The following is a 17,705-nucleotide window of genomic DNA, read 5'->3' on the forward strand; positions in this document are numbered from 1 at the left end:
AAGAACCTTCAAAACCTATCTCATGGATACCATGTCTGCACGCTTTGTTCATCTGAGACTCCATACTGAATTTTCCCTCAGCGACGGGTTGGTTCGCATTAAGCCGCTGCTTAAGGCGATTACCGAGGCAGGTATGCCTGCGGTGGCGGTAACCGACCAGTCAAACCTGTGCGCACTGGTTAAGTTTTATAATGGTGCCATGGGGGCTGGTATCAAGCCTATTTGCGGTGCAGACCTCTGGGTAACCCACCTGGATGATGACCATGAGCCTACCCGACTGGTTTTGCTGTGTATGGATGAAACCGGTTATCGTAACCTGACCGAGTTGATTTCCCAGGCCTTCCTTGAAAACCAGCACCATGGTAAAGCCATCGTTAAGCGAGAATGGGTAAAAGAAAAATCGGGCGGATTGATCGCCTTGTCCGGTGGTCGGGAAGGCGAAGTGGGGCAGGCCTTGCTGGCGGGTAATGAGCGCATGGCCCATGACAGTCTTGCAGAATGGATGGGGGCTTTTCCTGACCGTTTTTATCTGGAGTTACAGCGAACCCATCGCAGGGGCGATGAGGATTATCTGCACAGTGCGGTGGCACTGGCTGGCGAATACGATTGTCCGGTGGTGGCCACCAATGATGTGATGTTTTTATCCAGGGATGATTTTGAGGCCCATGAAGCAAGGGTTTGCATTGGCGAGGGAGCCGCTCTGGATGATCCCCGCCGGCTTAAGCGTTACTCGGAGGAACAGTACCTCAAGTCTGAAGAGGAAATGCTGGAGCTATTTTCGGATATTCCTGAAGCCATTGAAAACACCGTTGAGATTGCCCGTCGCTGCAATATTGATGTGAGGCTGGGAGAATATTTCCTGCCGGAATTCCCTATTCCTGAAGGGAAAACCATGGATCAGTTTTTCCGGGAGTTTTCCCATGAGGGGCTTACAGAAAGGCTGGCCGTTATCCTGGATAAAAAGGATCCGGAGTATGCCAGCAAAGAAAAAGTCTACAGGGAACGACTGGATTTTGAGCTGAATATTATCCTGCAAATGGGATTCCCCGGTTACTTTCTGATCGTAATGGACTTTATCCAGTGGTCTAAAAATAATGGTATTCCCGTTGGGCCGGGCCGGGGTTCCGGTGCCGGGTCGCTGGTGGCCTATGCCCAAAAGATCACCGATCTTGACCCTATTGAATATGACCTGCTGTTCGAGCGATTTTTGAATCCCGAGCGGGTCTCCATGCCAGACTTTGATGTGGACTTCTGCATGGATGGCCGTGACCAGGTCATTGATTACGTTGCCCGTACCTATGGAAAAGATGCGGTTTCCCAGATTATTACCTTTGGTACTATGGCGGCCAAGGCAGTGGTTCGGGATGTGGCCCGGGTTCAGGGCAAGTCTTATGGCCTGGCCGATAAACTGTCCAAAATGATTCCCTTTGAAATAGGCATGACCCTGAATAAGGCCTATGAACAGGAAGAGATGATCCGGGATTTTCTGGAGCAGGATGAAGAAGCCCGGGAAATCTGGGAAATGGCCCTGAAACTGGAAGGGGTGACCCGAAATGTGGGTAAGCATGCCGGGGGGGTGGTTATTGCCCCCACCAAGCTGACCGACTTTGCCCCGCTCTACTGCGATGAACATGGTCATGGCGTGGTTACCCAGTTTGATAAAAATGATGTTGAGTCCGCCGGTCTGGTGAAATTTGACTTTCTGGGCCTGAGAACCCTGACCATTATTGACTGGGCCCTGAAAATGATTAATCCCCGGCGTCAGCAGCGCGGGGAAGAGCCGCTGGATATCATGCAGATTGACCTGGCGGATTCTGACTCCTACAGCCTACTGAAAAAAGGTGAAACCACTGCCGTTTTTCAGCTGGAATCCCGAGGGATGAAAGACCTCATCAAACGGCTTCTGCCTGACTGTTTTGAGGATATCATCGCATTGGTGGCGCTATTCCGTCCGGGACCACTGCAGTCCGGGATGGTGGACAACTTTATAAACCGAAAACACGGCCGTGAGGAGGTTTCCTACCCTGATCCTCAATACCAGCATGAATGGCTGAAGCCCATCCTTGAGCCTACCTATGGCATTATCCTCTATCAGGAACAGGTCATGCAGATTGCCCAGGAGCTGGCGGGCTATACCCTGGGTGGAGCGGATATGTTACGCCGTGCCATGGGTAAGAAAAAGCCGGAGGAGATGGCCAAGCAGCGGGCTGTATTTGAGGATGGTGCCAAGGACAAAGGGGTTGATGGCCAGCTAGCCATGAAAATCTTTGACCTGGTGGAGAAATTTGCCGGTTATGGCTTTAACAAGTCCCACTCTGCCGCCTATGCCCTGGTCTCCTATCAAACACTCTGGTTAAAGACCCATTATCCTGCCGAATTTATGGCGGCGGTTATGAGCTCTGATATGCAGAACACCGATAAGGTGGTGACCTTTATCGAAGAGTGCCGGAGTATGGGGCTGACCGTTCTGCCTCCCAATGTTAACAGCGGCGAGTATATGTTTGGTGTTAATGACGATGGTCATATTGTTTATGGCCTTGGTGCTATCAAGGGCGTTGGCGAGGGTCCTATTGAAGCCATTGTAGAGGCGCGTTCCAAAGGTGGTGATTTTGCTGACCTGTTTGATTTCTGTGAACGGGTGGATATCAAGCGGGTGAATAAACGGGTTCTGGAAGCGCTTATTCGCTCAGGGGCTGTTGACTTGTTAGGGCCTTGTTCGGGAAGTAATGAGCAACTAGGCAAAAACCGGGCAGTGCTGGAAGCCTGTCAGGGTGAGGCGGTGAAAGCGGCAGAGCAGGCAGCGAAAAGCCTGGATTCAGGCCATGTGGATTTATTTGGTGCTTTGGTTCCTGTTGGCAAGGAAGATGTCTATGAAAAGTATACCGGTATTCATGAGTGGCCGGATAAAGTTCGTTTGCAGGGTGAAAAGGAGACACTGGGCCTTTATCTGACCGGTCACCCCATTGATGAATACGAAGGCGAAATAAAGCACTTTATCCGTAACCGGATCAAGGACCTTCAGCCGGCCCGTGGCGATAGCCAGAATATTGCCGGGTTGGTGGTGGATCTTCGTATCATGAAAAACAAGCGGGGTGATAAAATGGCCTTTATTACCCTGGATGACCGGACTGGTCGAATAGAAGTGTCTGTTTTTGCTGATGCGTTTACAGAATACCAGGCGCTGATTCAAAAGGATGCAGTGCTGGTGGTTGAGGGTGAAGTGAATCATGATGATTACTCCGGTAGTCTGAAAGTTCGAACAAGGAAAATTATGAATCTGGTGGATGCCCGTAGCCATTATGCCCGCAGATTGGTATTGCAGGTGGTTTCAGGGCAGATGGGGCAGCGCTTTACCAGTAAGCTGGGAAGCGTGCTTGGGGAGTATCCGGGACACCTGCCGGTGCAGATTGATTATCAACGGGAAGATGCTGCCGCCAGTCTGATGCTGGGTGAGCAATGGCAGGTGAGTCCCAGTGATGAGTTGGTTCAGAATCTGCGGAAATGGTTGGGTCGTGATTCAGCCAGGGTGGAGTATTTATAGGGGTAATTGTTAAATTTTCCTCTTGTTCCCGGTGTCCCGGGAGTTCCGCAAAACCCTGAAATAGACTCAATGCCGTCATCCTGTACAATCCCTGTACGGGATGACAACGGAGAAAATTCAGGCTTTCGCGACATCCTTTCCCCACTGGGAATACATAAGTGTGTTTCAACCTATTCAATAGCTGTATGGATATTTACAGCCCCTAGTGTGTGTTGCTTAGTTTATTATGACCGGAAAACAAGTGTTTTATTTTATGCCCTTTCCACATCCATAAACCGGAAATAGTCAGTAGCGGAACAATGAAAAACTGGTTAAGCAATGTAAACCATTCCAGTTGCCTCCAGGGAGAATAAATGTAAGTTCCAATGACTACGGCACTTAGTAAATGTAAAACTCTTAAAATATTTCTTTTAACTCTTGTATTCATAGATGGGAGCCTTCCATTCGGGTGTGCTTTTTATTTGATTTTGAAGTGCAAGACCTATCGTATAATAAAAAAAACAAGTAACCGTCGTTTAGTTTCGCTAAGTTTGACGTGTATCAAATAAAGTTTTGCAGACCTTCCATAAGAATACATCGCGCACTTTCTGAAAAGGATTGCATCACTGAGCCTCTCAGTTTTTGTTCAATAGTGTGATTAGAACGTGCAATTATCATTATATCTTTCGAAGGTAATCAAGGCTGATGACCGCTAAAAAAACATTACTGGCTATTTCTGTAGCGTCTATTCTGACCCTTACGGGCTGCTCCAATAATAATGATTCTGACAACAATAATCCCCTGTACGATACCAGCATGCTGAACCCCAAGGGGGAACTGGCGCTTAAATACGATAATGTGTTAAATCGCAGTGGTGATCCCGCCGCTATGAAAGACTTGGATAGTCAGGGTAATATTGCTTACAACCCCCTGTTTGACAAAGGCAGCTGGCATGGTTTTCTATTGCCTGATAGTGCTGATACAGAGGGAGCTTTTACAGGCCCCTCCATTATTGCCGAGGAATATAATGCACTGCTTGGCAAATATATGGATAAGCTAACCCTGACAGATACGGGTTCTGGCAGTGTGTATTCCATGTCTAATGCCACTGAAAAAAAGAAAATTTCGTATCCGGGTGCACTCTATCAGCGCTATGATTTTGGCGATCTGGAAGTGGCCATTGAGTTGCGCTTTGTGGATCAGCGGATCTCCCTGGTTAAGACTACGGTATTAAATAAAACCGGTAATAGTAAACGGCTGACATTTAACTGGTCTGGTGAACTCACAGAAACCTGGTTCCGGCAAAATGGCAAAGATAGCAGTACGGTGACGGAACGTTATGGTGAAGATTTCCGAATCCTGGCTGTTAATGCCGATGGAGTTGATGTTCGTTTAAACCGCCAGCGGGATACCTGGAACCTGCTGACCCAGGAGGGCGCCCGGTTCTTTATCCAGCGCAGCCTGCCCACGGTTGAACAAAGTAATGAAATTCTGGGGTATCAGGCATCATCCGCTCCGATAGCCTTGGGTGCAGGTGGGTCGACTGTGGTCTGGAGTGCACAGTCCTATGTTCATGACCAGAAGGAGTACGACCAAACCAGAATTAAGGTTGATGCTGTGCTGGGCAGTGCAGCGCAGCGCTTTGAGCAATCTGTCGCCCGCTGGGAAGGTTATCTGAACAATGCGCTTACCAATACCGAAGCGGATGAAAAAGAGCAGCGGTTGGCGGTTAAAGCCATTCAGACCCTCCATACTAACTGGCGTTCAGCCTATGGCTTCCTGGAAAAAGACGGTGTAACCCCGTCTTATACAGCGCCCTGGTTTGCGGGGGGGATCTGGCCCTGGGATAGCTGGAAGCATGTTTATGCCCTGGCTCATATTAACCCTGAGTTGGCCATGAATAATGTTCGTGCCATGTTTGATTATCAGGTGACAGATAAAGACCGTATTCGCCCCCAGGATGCCGGCATGTTGATTGATGTGGTATTCCCGAATATTGAGCCTGACCGTAAACTGAAACCGTTTAATAATGACCAGACGCGCCACTTAAAGCATAGGGAGCATTATGACGGCGGTAACTGGAATGAACGAAATACCAAGCCATCGCTGGCGTCCTGGTCAGTATGGGAGGTTTATCAGGGGCTGATTGAGCAGAAGCGGGAAGACGACGCCAGGGCCTGGATTGAGGAGATGTACCCTAAGCTGGTGAGTTATCATCAGTGGTGGTACAAAAACCGTGACCACAATGGCAATGGAATTGTGGAATACGGTGCAACCATGCATCCTGCCCATAATAATGAGCAGGGTGAGCTGAAATTCTCGTTTGAAAGCGACCTGAGTGGTATCAGTAATGAGCTGAAGGCTGATATTGCCAACTTCTGTAAGCAATCAGGTAGCAAATACCAGTGTGCAAGTACCGAATTGTATGAAGATATGGCTGATTGGGGAGAAATGGCAATCCATATCCCTGCTCAGGATGGTGCTGCCTGGGAATCAGGTATGGATAATGCTGCGCGGTTTGGCTTTATATCCGAGGCACAACTAAAAGCTTATGCTGATAAGGCCTATGGGAAAAATGATGTAGAGCACCTTAAAAAAGCCCGTGCTGACTGGACGCCACGATTCTTCCAAAACACCGATGATAAAGGTAATAAGCTGGGTTACTCCATTAATCAGGAATCCGTAGATATCAACTCCTACCTGGCCAGGGAAAAAGAGCTGCTGGCTGATATGGCTACCTTGCTGGGCAAAGACAGTGCTGCTGAACAGTTTAAAGCCGATGCAGATCAGATAAAAAACTATATCAACACTTATATGTATGATAAAGATTCTGGTTTTTATTATGACCTGGAAATAACCGGTGAAAAAAACAGTGCCCTTTATCAGCCAGGATCTGGTAGTGTGCTGTTAACTAAGCGAGGCCGTGGCCCGGAGGGCTGGTCGCCTCTGTTTAACAGGATCGCAACCCCTGAACAGGCGGAAGACGTCAGGGATGTCATGATGAATGAGGAGGAGTTTAACACCAAAGTGCCTTTGGGTACTGCGGCGTTGACGAACCCTGCCTATGGCCCGGATATATACTGGCGTGGTCGTGTCTGGGTGGATCAGGTTTATTTTGGCCTGATGGGTCTTAAAAACTACGGCTATGATCAGGATGCCAATGCCCTGATGGATAAAATCCTGATGAATGCCGAAGGGTTAATGGAAGAGGGTGCCATTCGGGAAAACTACAATCCGGAAACCGGTGCTGTGCAAGGTGCCAGTAACTTTGGCTGGAGCGCTGCCCATTTTTATATGATGTATAAAAATGTTATGCACCCAGTATCAGGTATTTAAAAAATGTCGTATATGCCGGGTAAACTTGTCATGGCGATCGATAGGGCTATTCCAGGCATGTTCTGCTGGTAGGGTAACCACCTTGCCCAGGTGTCCCAGCTCTCCGGCTATGTTGCCAAGGTTGGGCACCGGGTCACCTTTGATTTTGTAGTGGGTGACATATCGAGCTGCTGTTGCTTTTCTCTCTTCACTAATATCCCCTCTCATTGCTTTTCCTAGCTCCGCGCTGGAAAAGCAAATGGCCTCCACTGGATCTTCAAGGCACAGGGCTGCATATTCGGCTTCACCTCCCCCTTTGGAGTGCCCGGATACCTTAAGTTCAAAACCGGTGTAACGTGGATCGGTTTTTATCATATTTTGTACGTGCTGAGTGATTTCTGCGGCTTGTCTATAGCTGTCCGGGGTTTGTCCTAAAAGGGCATTTTTAGCGTTGGCTATCCACTGCCTTAGAGAAAATGCTCCATTGAGCAGGGAGCGTTTGCCCAAACCGCCGGTATGTTCTCCAGATGTGGTGCCACCAAATACCACACGTATTTCCGGAGGGACAGTGCTGGCATTTTGCAGGACATAGGCAGTTAAGCCGGATTTTTTATCAAAGATAAAGCCTTTAGCCCCTTTTGTGGGAATCCCGGCGGCTTTTCCTGCATCTTGAGCCAACTCCCGGGCCGTATCCCAGTAAGCCATGCCGGAAAAAAATTCCGGATCAGCCTCCCTGGCTGATAATGAGGCTTCGGTGATTCTATCGAAGGATCGATGGTATGGGTATGCTGCAAGTTCAGCATCAACGGCGAGCTGTGCTTTCGCATCAATACTTTCTGGTGGTGCTGCGGTTACGGCGTAAGCTTTGGCGGATTGGGGTTTTAAGTGAGGTGTCTGGCTAGCGGGATGTCTTTGAAGTGTTTGAAACCTGCCCTGGATTTTCCCGGGTAGCCCTGTAAATCCGGATTTGAACGATTTAAAGAGTTCCTGGAGTTTATCAGGTTTGGATTTTATGGATTGATTAGAATCGTTAACATTTTTATCGACATTTGTTACCTGATTTTTACTTTAGACATTGTTTGAAAAGTAGTGCTAATAGCTTAAATGTATGGAATGAATGATCTTCTTTTTCTGCTAACTAAGTTGTTATTGTTTCTGACAGGATTTGTGTGATTTACTGACGGATGAATTAATTATAGTCCCCTCGGTGGGGCTTTCATCATACCACCTGCTTTGCGGGTGGTTCTGATTATAAGTAAAAAATGGTAGATAAAGGTGTCTTTATTTGCTTGAGCTTTTTTTATCTGGCTTTGGGATGGTGAGAGTATGAAAATCGAGATTAATAAAAATTACTATGATGGAATGGATTGTGTTTTCGATGCTTCTCAATCCGTGAATGCTTGTGGTTATATGAACGGTAGAAGTTGTTCAGCAGCTAAGAGCGAGGGGCAATCTTTAGATGTTGGTCAAACAGGTAGGAAATGTATAGGTAAACGGAAGTTTTCTGATGTTGAGCCGGTAAGTGGTTGTCGAGAGCCACTACAAAAAGAGAAATGCTTTGAGTTTGAAGGTGGTAGGGATGCTAAAAAAAGAAAGCTAAGTCATAGTGGGGAGGAGCAGCCTGTAGGTGTTGACCAAACAAGGAGGGAGTATGCACGTAAACGACAGTTTTCTGAAGTTGGGGAGGAAAGTGTTTCTTTACCAGCAAATAAAAAGAAGAGAATGGCAGAAAAAGAAGAGAAGAAAGTAGTGGCACCAATAGATAACGAAAGTTCCAGTGAATCGTTATGTGCCAAAACTATCAGGAAAATACAAGAAACATCACCTCTTGCGGGAAATATAGCGAACTCGGCAGCAATTATAATGGAGGCCTTGTGGCATGGTAGAATAAAGCCAAATGCGAGTGATATTGGTAAATATGTTGAAAACTTTGGTCCACTTTCATCTAAGTTGGGGCAGCTGTTTGCTGCCAATGTAAATATCCCATGGGAAAAAAGAAAAGATTTTTTACACCTTTGTAAAAACAATCAACCAGAGAGTTTTGATTATATTGATCAGCAAATTAAACAGGCAGGGAAAGAGCTTGGTTTTGAGGTTGTTTCTATAGAAAAAAACCTATTGGGGTTGGTACTATTGCTCAGGTTCATAAGGCAAAAATAAAAGTATCTGGAGAGGTAAGAGAGTGTGCGATAAAAGTTGTAAGGAATAATATTATAGAAAAATTGGAAAGAGATTATTCCTGGCTTAAGTTTATGTTGAAGGGGGTATATCCTGGTGTGAAGTCAGAGGTTGATGGATTTATGGAATCTGTTATTGGGTTTTATGATAATGCACCGGACTTTGAATCAAGTTTTATGAAAAAGTATTTAAATGATTTTCATGAAAATTTAAAAAAAGAAGCCGACATGAAGCTTGAGTTAGAAAGAATGAATAAATATGGCGAAATGGTTAATTGGGTGAGTGCCGGAAGTGGAAGAACCCCTGATTGGGGGATGGCCTCCAAAAATGTTATGGTCATGGAGTTGGTCAAGGGGGATGTGGTCAGTGATTTGATAGAGAGAGGTGAAGGTGCTAAGGCTTCCAGGGTCTATAAAAAGGCCTGTGGTATATGGAAGGATGTGATTAAAAATAAAGGTCTGTTGCATGGGGATATTCATCCAGGCAATGTAATGGTGGTCGAGAAAAAAGGAGGAGAAGATAGTATAGTGTTTCTTGATTTTGGTTCTGTTATGCCAAATTGTCATAACATAAGTGGAATAGGTGATTTTGTCAGGCTATTAAAAGTGTGGATAGAGTCAGAAAAGAATAAAGGGTTTCCCGGGGTGGCTAGCTTTTCTTCTCGATGTGATTACATTGCTGGTCAATTGGGTGTTTTAGATAAAAGAGATGAAGTGAGTAAAGAAATAAAAAGAAGGTTTGAAAGAGATAGGGATGGGGAAGCATGTGTTAATTATTTGAACGCTCTTTATCATAAAAGTCAGGTTTTATCTCATAACGATAATAGTGAAGGTTCTATTTTGAAAGAGGCTTTTGAATTGTATTTAACCTGCTTTAAGCATCAGCCTGAAATGAGTGAGGAGGGATTGAGACGTGGTTTTATTTATCATTTAGCAGACGCAACCTCCCTTGATTCTTTGGGTGTTCTCTGTGGGTATGGGAAATATAGAGATTTGCTGAGTGAGAGTGAAATTTTAGCGTATATACATTCGGATCAACGGATGTCAGGTAAAGTGTTTTCTTGTTTAATGGAGCATTTTAGTCCTGTTTTCCCATCCGAATATAGTTACTATCTACAATGTAAAGCGAGAATTGATGCGTTTAATGCAAAGGAAATTGAAAATGGCAGCATTAATGTTAGTGGTAGTGAAAAGTCGGTTTCTGTACAACGTGAACGTGAGGAACAACGGTTTAAGCGGCCAATGCCAGAGGATAAAAATTACCTGGATGATTTAAGAAAACGCTATCGTGTTCCACCTATATTTTCAGATAAATTCGTTTGGCTGACATACCTCAATGATACCAAGCCTCCTTATGTAGACCCTGAATACTTAAGGTCAAAAAAGCCTGCTATGACTCAAACTAAAGCCTTACCAGGAAAAGATAAGACTAGAGCTGAAAAAGGGGGTGACTGTTATGGGAAGGGTTTAGTTTCAGAAAAAACAGAGAATTTAGACAGTAAGAAGGGTATAGATACTACCCTGTCAGATTTTAAAAAAAGGCTATCTGCCATTGAAGACAAAATATTCTATCTTCAAGGTGATTTAAGGGATAAGGATACTCTTTTGTCTTTACAAAAAGAATTGGATGAACTCTATACTTGGAGGGTATGGGCAAAAAGCCCGCGTGATGTTACAGGGCGTGCGCGTAACTTGCGATGGAAGATTAAAGTAAGGCTGGACTCGTTGGCTTATTTAAAGCAGGATTCGAAACAGTCTGTGGGAGGGAAAAAACACTATCAGCGTTTTGCAACGGATGACATATCAGCAGTGCAACTTGACGCTTTAATCAATGAAAAGCGAAATAATAGCTATTCTGATGGAACCCGGCTAAAAGCTTTAGAATGGTGGGTTTTGGATCGTGACCGCCGCGGTGCTCGTGCCCAATATTCAGAGTCTCATATTTGTGATTTGTATATTGATTATTTGCAAGGCATATATAATCAAAAGCGAAAAAATAACCTGTTAAAGCTGAGGCATGTTGAAGGTATGTTAGCTAAATACCATGAAGAAAAAAGAAAAACTAAAACTATCCCCTGTAATCATCAGGCAAGGCCATAGTGTGAGTGTACGATAGATAATAAACAGAGGCTGCATGAACCGCTAGCTGGCGGTGCATGCAGGAATGAATTTATATACTCTTTTCAGGCTTATCCAGCGGATCACCGGTTTCTTCATCAAAGTGGTCAGTATGGAACTCATACCAAAGCACGTTGATAATACCGAAAGAGCATGCCAGTAACACACCCAGTATCCAAGTAAAGTACCACATGTTTTCTGGCCTCCCTTAATAAAGTGAATGACTGTTTTCGGATACGTGCTCGGCAGTGACACGCCCCCACATTTTGTAGAAACACCAGATGGTGTAGCCCAGGACAATGGGTACAAACACGGCGGCTACAAAGGTCATGATGGCCAGGGTCATGTAACTGGATGTGGCATCCCATACGGTCAGGCTGACTTCCGGATGGGAGCTGGAAGGCAGAATGAATGGGAACAGGGAGAACCCGGCGGTCATGATGACACCGGCCTGGGTAATGCTGGAGCTGATAAAGGTCAGGGCATGGAAACGGGTTTTTGCCAGCAGAACCACCCCTAAAGCGCCTGCAAAGCCCAGTACCGGAGCAATCAGCATCCATGGGTACTTGCTATAGTTAGCCAGCCAGCGACCGCTTTCAACCATAGCCACTGTTTTAGCCAGCGGGTTTGACGCAGCATTGGGGTCAATCACGCTGGTAATTTCAAAACCGGGAATATTGGCAACCCAGACTCCCGCCAGGGCAAAGGTCACGATGGTAACCACCGCAAACAGACGCGCTGTTTTGGCAGCACGCTCCTGAATGGGAGATCCTGCCCGTAAGGCTTGCCAGGCCGCACCCTGCATATTCAGCATGGCGAGACTGACCACACCGCAGAGCAAGGCAAAGGGGTTGAGCAGGCCAAAGAAAGTGCCGGTAAAACTGGAGCGCATCAGGTTGTCCAGATCAAAACCATAACCCTGGAACAGGTTGCCAAAGGCGACGCCGAATACCAGGGAGGGAACCACACCGCTGGCAAACAGTCCCCAGTCGCAGGCAGCCCGCCAGCGAGGGTCGTCGATTTTGGAGCGGTAATCCAGAGCCATGGGGCGGATAAGCAAGGCAAACAGCACCAGGATCATGGCCCAGTAAAAACCGGAAAAAGCGGTGGCGTAGACCAGTGGCCAGGCGGCAAACATGGCGCCCCCGGCAGTGATCAGCCAGACCTGGTTACCATCCCAGTGCGGGGCAATGGCGTTCACCATAATCCGGCGTTCGCTGTCTGTTTTGCTCATAAAGGGCAACAGGTTGGCGGTACCCAGATCATAGCCGTCAGTAATGGCAAAGCCGATCAGCAATACGCCAACCAGAACCCACCAGATTAATTTGAGAATTTCGTAATCCACAGTAGGCCTCCTTGATTACTGAGTCTGCGCTGCAAGACGGTTGGCTTTTTGTTCAAAGTGGTAGCGCCCGGTATGCAGGCTGCTGGGGCCTTTGCGGGCATATTTCACCATCAGCCAGACTTCGATAATGGCAAAAATACCGTAGAACAGGGTGAAGCCGGCAATACTCAGGTACAGGTCGGTGGCTGTTCTTGAAGAGGCAGACAGGTAAGTGGGCAGGACACCGGAAATGGTCCAGGGCTGCCGGCCAAATTCTGCAACAAACCAGCCTACTTCACTGGCAATAAAGGGCAGGGGCAGTGCCAGCACGCAGAGTTTGAGGAATAGCGGACTCTTGTATTCGATGCGGCGGGCTGTTTTATAGAAAGCAGTAGCCAGTAATAGCAGCATCAGGACACCACAACCCACCATAATCCGGAAGGCAAAGAACAGAGGCCAGACAGTAGGAATGGCGTCTTCCGCAGCCTGGTTGACTTGCTCATCGGTGGCGCTGGGAATGTCATCGGTATAACGGGTCAGCAGGTAACCATAACCTAGGTCATCAGAGACTTCACTGAATGCCCGGCGGTTTTCAGGGGTATCCTGGCCGTTTTTCAGTTTCTGCAGCAGCTCGTAGGCCACCATGCCGCTACGAATGCGATCTTTCCTGATTTCGATCAGATCCTTGATACCCAGTACCTGTTCATCCAGGGAACGGGTAGCGATAATGCCCATGGCGTAGGGAATCTTGATGGCAAAATCAGTACGCTTTTCTTCCTGGTTGGGAATACCAAACAGAGTGAATGCGGCGGGTGCCGGTTCTGTATCCCATTCCGCTTCGATAGCTGCCAGTTTGACTTCCTGGACATCGCCCAGTTCATACCCGGATTCATCGCCAAGAATAATGGTGCAGATGATAGCCGCCAAGCCAAAACCCGCAGCCACAGCAAAAGAGCGTCGGGCAAAGCCGATATCACGGCCTCTCAGCAGATACCATGCACTGATGGATAAAACAAAAATGGCTCCGGTGGTATAGCCTGCGGCCACAGTATGGATAAACTTGACCTGGGCAACGGGGTTAAAGAACAGCTCGGCAAAGCTGGTCATTTCCATGCGCATGGTTTCGAAGTTGAACTCTGCACCGACCGGATTCTGCATCCAGGCATTGGCCACCAGAATCCACAGGGCGGAGAGGTTGGTGCCGATGGCCATTAACCAGGTACAGGTCAGGTGCTGAACCTTGCTCAGGCGATCCCAGCCAAAGAAGAACATACCCACAAAGGTGGATTCCAGGAAAAATGCCATCAGGCCTTCAATGGCAAGAGGCGCACCAAAAATATCACCGACGTAATGGGAGTAGTAGGACCAGTTGGTGCCAAACTGGAATTCCATGGTGAGGCCAGTGGCCACCCCTACTGCAAAGTTAATACCGAAGAGTTTTCCCCAGAAACGGGTCATATCCCTGTACACCTGTTTACCCGTCATGACATAAACTGACTCCATGATAGCCAGCATAAAGGTCATGCCAAGGGTCAGGGGCACAAACAGAAAGTGGTAAAGCGCTGTCACAGCGAACTGGAAGCGCGAGAGGTCAATGATTTCTTCCAGAATCATAATACTCCTCGTGACTTAAAAGGGTGGTGATTGCTGAAATTGGCTGAAAACGTCCTCATTTTCTCCCCCATTCAGCAATTGTACGTACCGGGATGTGATAGTGATCACATCTATATGTGGCACGCATGCCAGGGGGGAGTTATGGAGTTCAGTTGACAGTTATTACAGCTGAGAATTGTTTGCCAGTGAAGTTTAGACTGTTTCAATGCGTAACAATACCGGGGTAAACCGAAGTGTTGATAAATGTCAAATTATGAGTGATGGAAGTGATCAAGGGTGAGCTGGTAATGGTTTTGAATCGTGACCCTCAAGCATCAACTATCGCCTGCACTAGTTGGCCGGTAAACTGATAATAAACAGGGCTCCTCCCAGGGCAGAGTCCTTCACTTCAAGGCTGCCATCATAGTCATCCACGATATCCTTGATAATAGCAAGGCCCAGTCCATGCCCCGGGGTTTTCCGGTCAGCCCTGATACCTCTTTGCATAATCTTATCCTTAAAATCATCAGCGACACCAGGGCCATCATCTTCAACTTTTAAAACCATTAACAGGCCTCCCTTGCTGTTATTGCCAAGATGTAAACTGGTATGGACAACAGAGTTTGATAAACGGAAAGCATTTTCCAGCAGGTTGCCTGCGCACTCAAAAAAATCCTGGCGGTTGATCAGCAGTTCTATATTCTCGTTACAATCGAGATGCCATTGTACGGTACGATTGACCTGAATTCTGGCAAGATTACTACACAGTTTATGCAGAAGAGGTTGTGGCTGAAAGGGTTTGTTACCCAGGCGCTTGCTACCGCTGATCATAGCCCTCTTGAGTTGATACTGGATAATGGCTGACATTTGCTGCAACTGATAGCTGCTGGATTCCATAAATTCCTGTCGTGTATGGGCACCTTCCACTCCCGGGGTTCGTTCAATCAGTAGTTTTAGCACAGCAACAGGGGTTTTCAGGCTGTGGGCTAAATCCGAGAGAGTATTCTTGTAACGATCTTTTTGTTGTCTCTCCCGGTCAAGCAACTGGTTAAACTCTTCTGTTATGCCGCTGACTTCCGCCGGGTGCTTGCTTGATAGGCGGTCTCTGGCACCTTTTTCCAGTTCATTGAGTTCCCGGTCAATGCGCTTTAGGGGGCTGAGTCCCCATGAAATACCGACTGTCATTAGAACCGCTAAAATAACGAGTGCCAGTCCCAACCAGATAACCAGTAGCCAGAATCTGGCTATTTTTTCATCAAATTCAGCCTTGGAGTGGAGAGCAACAAAATAATAATCTTTGATCAGGTATTCAGAGGTATGCTTTACGGCAAAATAGAAAAATTCTTTTTGGTTGACGATCGTAATGCCAAATAAACGATCACCAAAGAGGGGGCTGGAAGGCAGGTTGATGATTTCGCCTATTTTGACATTTTCATCATGGGCACTAATAGTACTCCAAATCAGGTGAAGGTGCTCATCGAGCACTACACCCAGAAGATCAGATTCAATTTCACTGAATTCATCGTTGGGCGTTCTTTCCGGCATGGTGACCTTGCCATGGTTAAATCGGGCTAGTGAAAGAAGGGTGGCAACATCAGACTGCAATTTCTCATATTCTGTATAATAGGCATTTTCCCTGTAGCGCCTGAATAGGGTCAGGCAAAAAAGTATCTCGAATAATAGCAACAGGATCGCGGCTGATGCGATAATCCTAAGTCTTAGTGATGATGGTTTTTGCATGGCAGGACAAAGCAGTATCCCAGACCCCGGCGGGTTTCAATGGCATTGTTGACGTGTGCAGCTTTCAGTTTTTGCCTCAGGCGATTAAGTAACACTTCTATCACGTTGTTATCACGTATCTCTGATTCATCAGGATACATATCATATAGTCGAGCAGGTCCCGTTTGGAAACAATTTCCCCTGCGTTGCGCATGAGATATTCCAGCAGCCGGTATTCATAGGCTGTCAGCGAAACAGGCCTGTCGTTGACTTCCAGTTTATGGGCGGCAATATCCAAAGCAATGGGAGGCGCTTTTATAATTGAGCTGGCATGGCCTGATGAACGTCGAATCAATGCGTTAATCCGCGCCAGCAACTCTTCAAATATAAACGGTTTGGTCAGGTAGTCGTCAGCACCACAGTCCAGGGCATCCACCTTTATTTCCCATTCATCCCTTGCGGTCAGGATCAGGATAGGCTTGGAATAGCCACTTTTTCTCAGGCTGGCCAGTAGTTCCAGGCCATCTTTATCAGGTAGCCCCAGGTCAACAACACACACATCAACGGGGTATTCAAGGGCGTAATACTCGCCTTCAGATGCATTGCAGGTGAGGGTTGTGTTGTGTCCGCTGTTCTTAAAGCGATCTCGAAGTTCTGGGCCAAGGGTCGGGTCATCTTCAACCAGGAGGATATTCATGCAGTTCTAGCCAGTATGGAGAGGCAAGGGCCGCCTTTTGTGAAAAAAAACGGTAGTATAACTGTTCCCGGCCCGTTGGGATATGTGTGATTCCTGATTAGGGGGTACTGAATGTGCACGACAGCCTGTTGTTATGTGGGGGGGGCGACTTGTGATGGTGCGGTTGAATATCTCTGGTATAGAACTATTGGTTGTAATGGTAGGGGAGGTAAAGCTTTATAGAATTTGCCTCCACGCCAGTTAATTCCATTAAAGCGTTAATGAAGCCGGGTTGTATGGGGTACATATAGTCAGGTTGGTTAAGGTATGCAGTGCTGATATCGTATAAGGGAATATATACCCAGTATCCGGTGTAATTCTCTTGTTTGTTGAAAAACTTATAAATTACCACGTGTAATACATCTTCCAGGGCCATAATAATGGATGAAGCTGGAGGCATTTCCCTTTTAAATATTTCTACTAATCGATCTTGTTTCTCGCTGCTTTTTGGCGATTTAGTATTGTAGTTATTTACAGCTTGCATGAACTCCGGATCTACTGTCTGCATCTGTTGGTTGATTTTGAACATTCCTGTTTTATGGTCAACTTCTGCATCATTTAGTGCTGAGAGCTCTTGCTTGAAGGGTTCTATCAAGTCATCCTTTGTTTGTTCCAGGTTAATGAATAATTCCTTTTTAGTGATGGTTAAGCAATAAGCCAGGCATACTTTGCTATATGACCCTGGATAGTGCCTATAATTTTTTATAAAACCAGCGATGGAGGAAAACATAAGCTCCTCAAAGGATAGTGACACCATATGTGAAAAAAGTTTATTACGCACGCCTGCGTCAAAACGGCCTTTATGCATGGATTTTTTGGTTTCATCCCCATTAAAATGAGGGCAGTTAAGCCATGATGACCATTTGGGATAATATTTACCATGCATGATGGCGGCTATTATCGAAGTGGTTGTGACTACTGGTACTAATGTATAAGTATCTAATGTTTTACCTAGTGCCCATCCTACTCCTAGTGCAAAGACAGAAGCCAGTGCAGTTGCTTTTTTTGAGGTGGGGATGAAATTTCTCATCCATGTGCTGTTTTTAGGTAAAATCAAACAGCACTCTTTACATAGCCAATAATCTTTCTCAACGGATGTTTCAAGTGTATCGTACTGTTGGTGACACCTTGGACAGTCCATCTCCATCTCATCTTCAGCCACTGCTATATTGCCAGTGAATATAAGAAAGAGTGCAATAACAG

The 17,705-nt window shown here is 46.5% G+C and carries 11 protein-coding genes; 4 read left to right on the forward strand and 7 right to left on the reverse strand.

All coding sequences use genetic code 11. The features are described from left to right. The first annotated feature begins 31 nt into the window (after window positions 1-31). Both dnaE and ygjK read left to right on the forward strand, forming a co-directional pair. Complete coding sequence (dnaE, locus tag MJ595_RS15555; protein ID WP_263322523.1) at window positions 32-3,541, forward strand: DNA polymerase III subunit alpha; 3,510 nt, start codon at window positions 32-34, stop codon at window positions 3,539-3,541. A 684-nt stretch (window positions 3,542-4,225) separates the two neighbouring features. Continuing rightward, window positions 4,226-6,856 (forward strand): alpha-glucosidase, encoded by a 2,631-nt coding sequence (ygjK, locus tag MJ595_RS15560; RefSeq protein WP_263078884.1) that lies wholly within the window; start codon window positions 4,226-4,228, stop codon window positions 6,854-6,856. Here the strand turns inward: ygjK and MJ595_RS15565 are convergent. After that, the gene (locus tag MJ595_RS15565) at window positions 6,845-7,540 is read right to left on the reverse strand and encodes a hypothetical protein (protein WP_263078885.1); all 696 of its coding nucleotides are present in this window, start codon (window positions 7,538-7,540) and stop codon (window positions 6,845-6,847) included. The genes ygjK and MJ595_RS15565 overlap by 12 nt on opposite strands. Window positions 7,541-8,161: 621 nt before the next feature. On the opposite strand from MJ595_RS15565, the gene MJ595_RS15570 reads away from it, so the two are divergent. Together MJ595_RS15570 and MJ595_RS15575 are read left to right on the forward strand one after the other, a co-directional pair. After that, window positions 8,162-8,995 (forward strand): hypothetical protein, encoded by an 834-nt coding sequence (locus MJ595_RS15570; RefSeq protein WP_263078887.1) that lies wholly within the window; start codon window positions 8,162-8,164, stop codon window positions 8,993-8,995. Continuing rightward, window positions 8,992-11,112 carry an AarF/UbiB family protein gene (locus tag MJ595_RS15575; RefSeq protein WP_263322524.1) on the forward strand — a complete coding sequence of 707 codons (2,121 nt, stop codon included), beginning with the start codon at window positions 8,992-8,994 and terminating at the stop codon, window positions 11,110-11,112. Before MJ595_RS15570 ends, MJ595_RS15575 begins: the two co-directional genes overlap by 4 nt. A 70-nt stretch (window positions 11,113-11,182) precedes the next feature. Here MJ595_RS15575 and cydX read toward each other — a convergent pair whose 3' ends face one another. The 6 genes from cydX to MJ595_RS15605 all read right to left on the reverse strand — a co-directional run bounded on the left by cydX (window position 11,183) and on the right by MJ595_RS15605 (window position 17,664). Continuing rightward, window positions 11,183-11,323, reverse strand: coding sequence for a cytochrome bd-I oxidase subunit CydX (cydX, locus tag MJ595_RS15580; protein ID WP_263078888.1), 141 nt, complete (start codon window positions 11,321-11,323; stop codon window positions 11,183-11,185). 15 nt (window positions 11,324-11,338) lie between these two features. After that, window positions 11,339-12,475 carry a cytochrome d ubiquinol oxidase subunit II gene (gene cydB / locus MJ595_RS15585; protein ID WP_263078889.1) on the reverse strand — a complete coding sequence of 379 codons (1,137 nt, stop codon included), beginning with the start codon at window positions 12,473-12,475 and terminating at the stop codon, window positions 11,339-11,341. Window positions 12,476-12,490: 15 nt separating this feature from the next. Continuing rightward, window positions 12,491-14,068, reverse strand: a complete 1,578-nt coding sequence (locus MJ595_RS15590) for a cytochrome ubiquinol oxidase subunit I (RefSeq protein WP_263078891.1) — start codon at window positions 14,066-14,068, stop codon at window positions 12,491-12,493. 330 nt (window positions 14,069-14,398) lie between these two features. After that, window positions 14,399-15,787: an ATP-binding protein gene (locus MJ595_RS15595; RefSeq protein ID WP_263078892.1), complete on the reverse strand. Its 1,389-nt coding sequence runs from the start codon at window positions 15,785-15,787 to the stop codon at window positions 14,399-14,401. Window positions 15,788-15,887: 100 nt separating this feature from the next. Further along, entirely contained in the window at window positions 15,888-16,463 is a 576-nt protein-coding gene (locus MJ595_RS15600) for a response regulator (RefSeq protein ID WP_263078893.1), read from the reverse strand. A 184-nt stretch (window positions 16,464-16,647) separates the two neighbouring features. Beyond that, on the reverse strand, window positions 16,648-17,664 hold the full coding sequence (locus MJ595_RS15605) for a hypothetical protein (protein WP_263078894.1): 1,017 nt from the start codon (window positions 17,662-17,664) through the stop codon (window positions 16,648-16,650). Window positions 17,665-17,705: the final 41 nt, after the last annotated feature.

Source organism: Endozoicomonas sp. Mp262, from assembly GCF_025643335.1.
In the GTDB taxonomy this organism is placed as follows: Bacteria; Pseudomonadota; Gammaproteobacteria; order Pseudomonadales; family Endozoicomonadaceae; genus Endonucleibacter.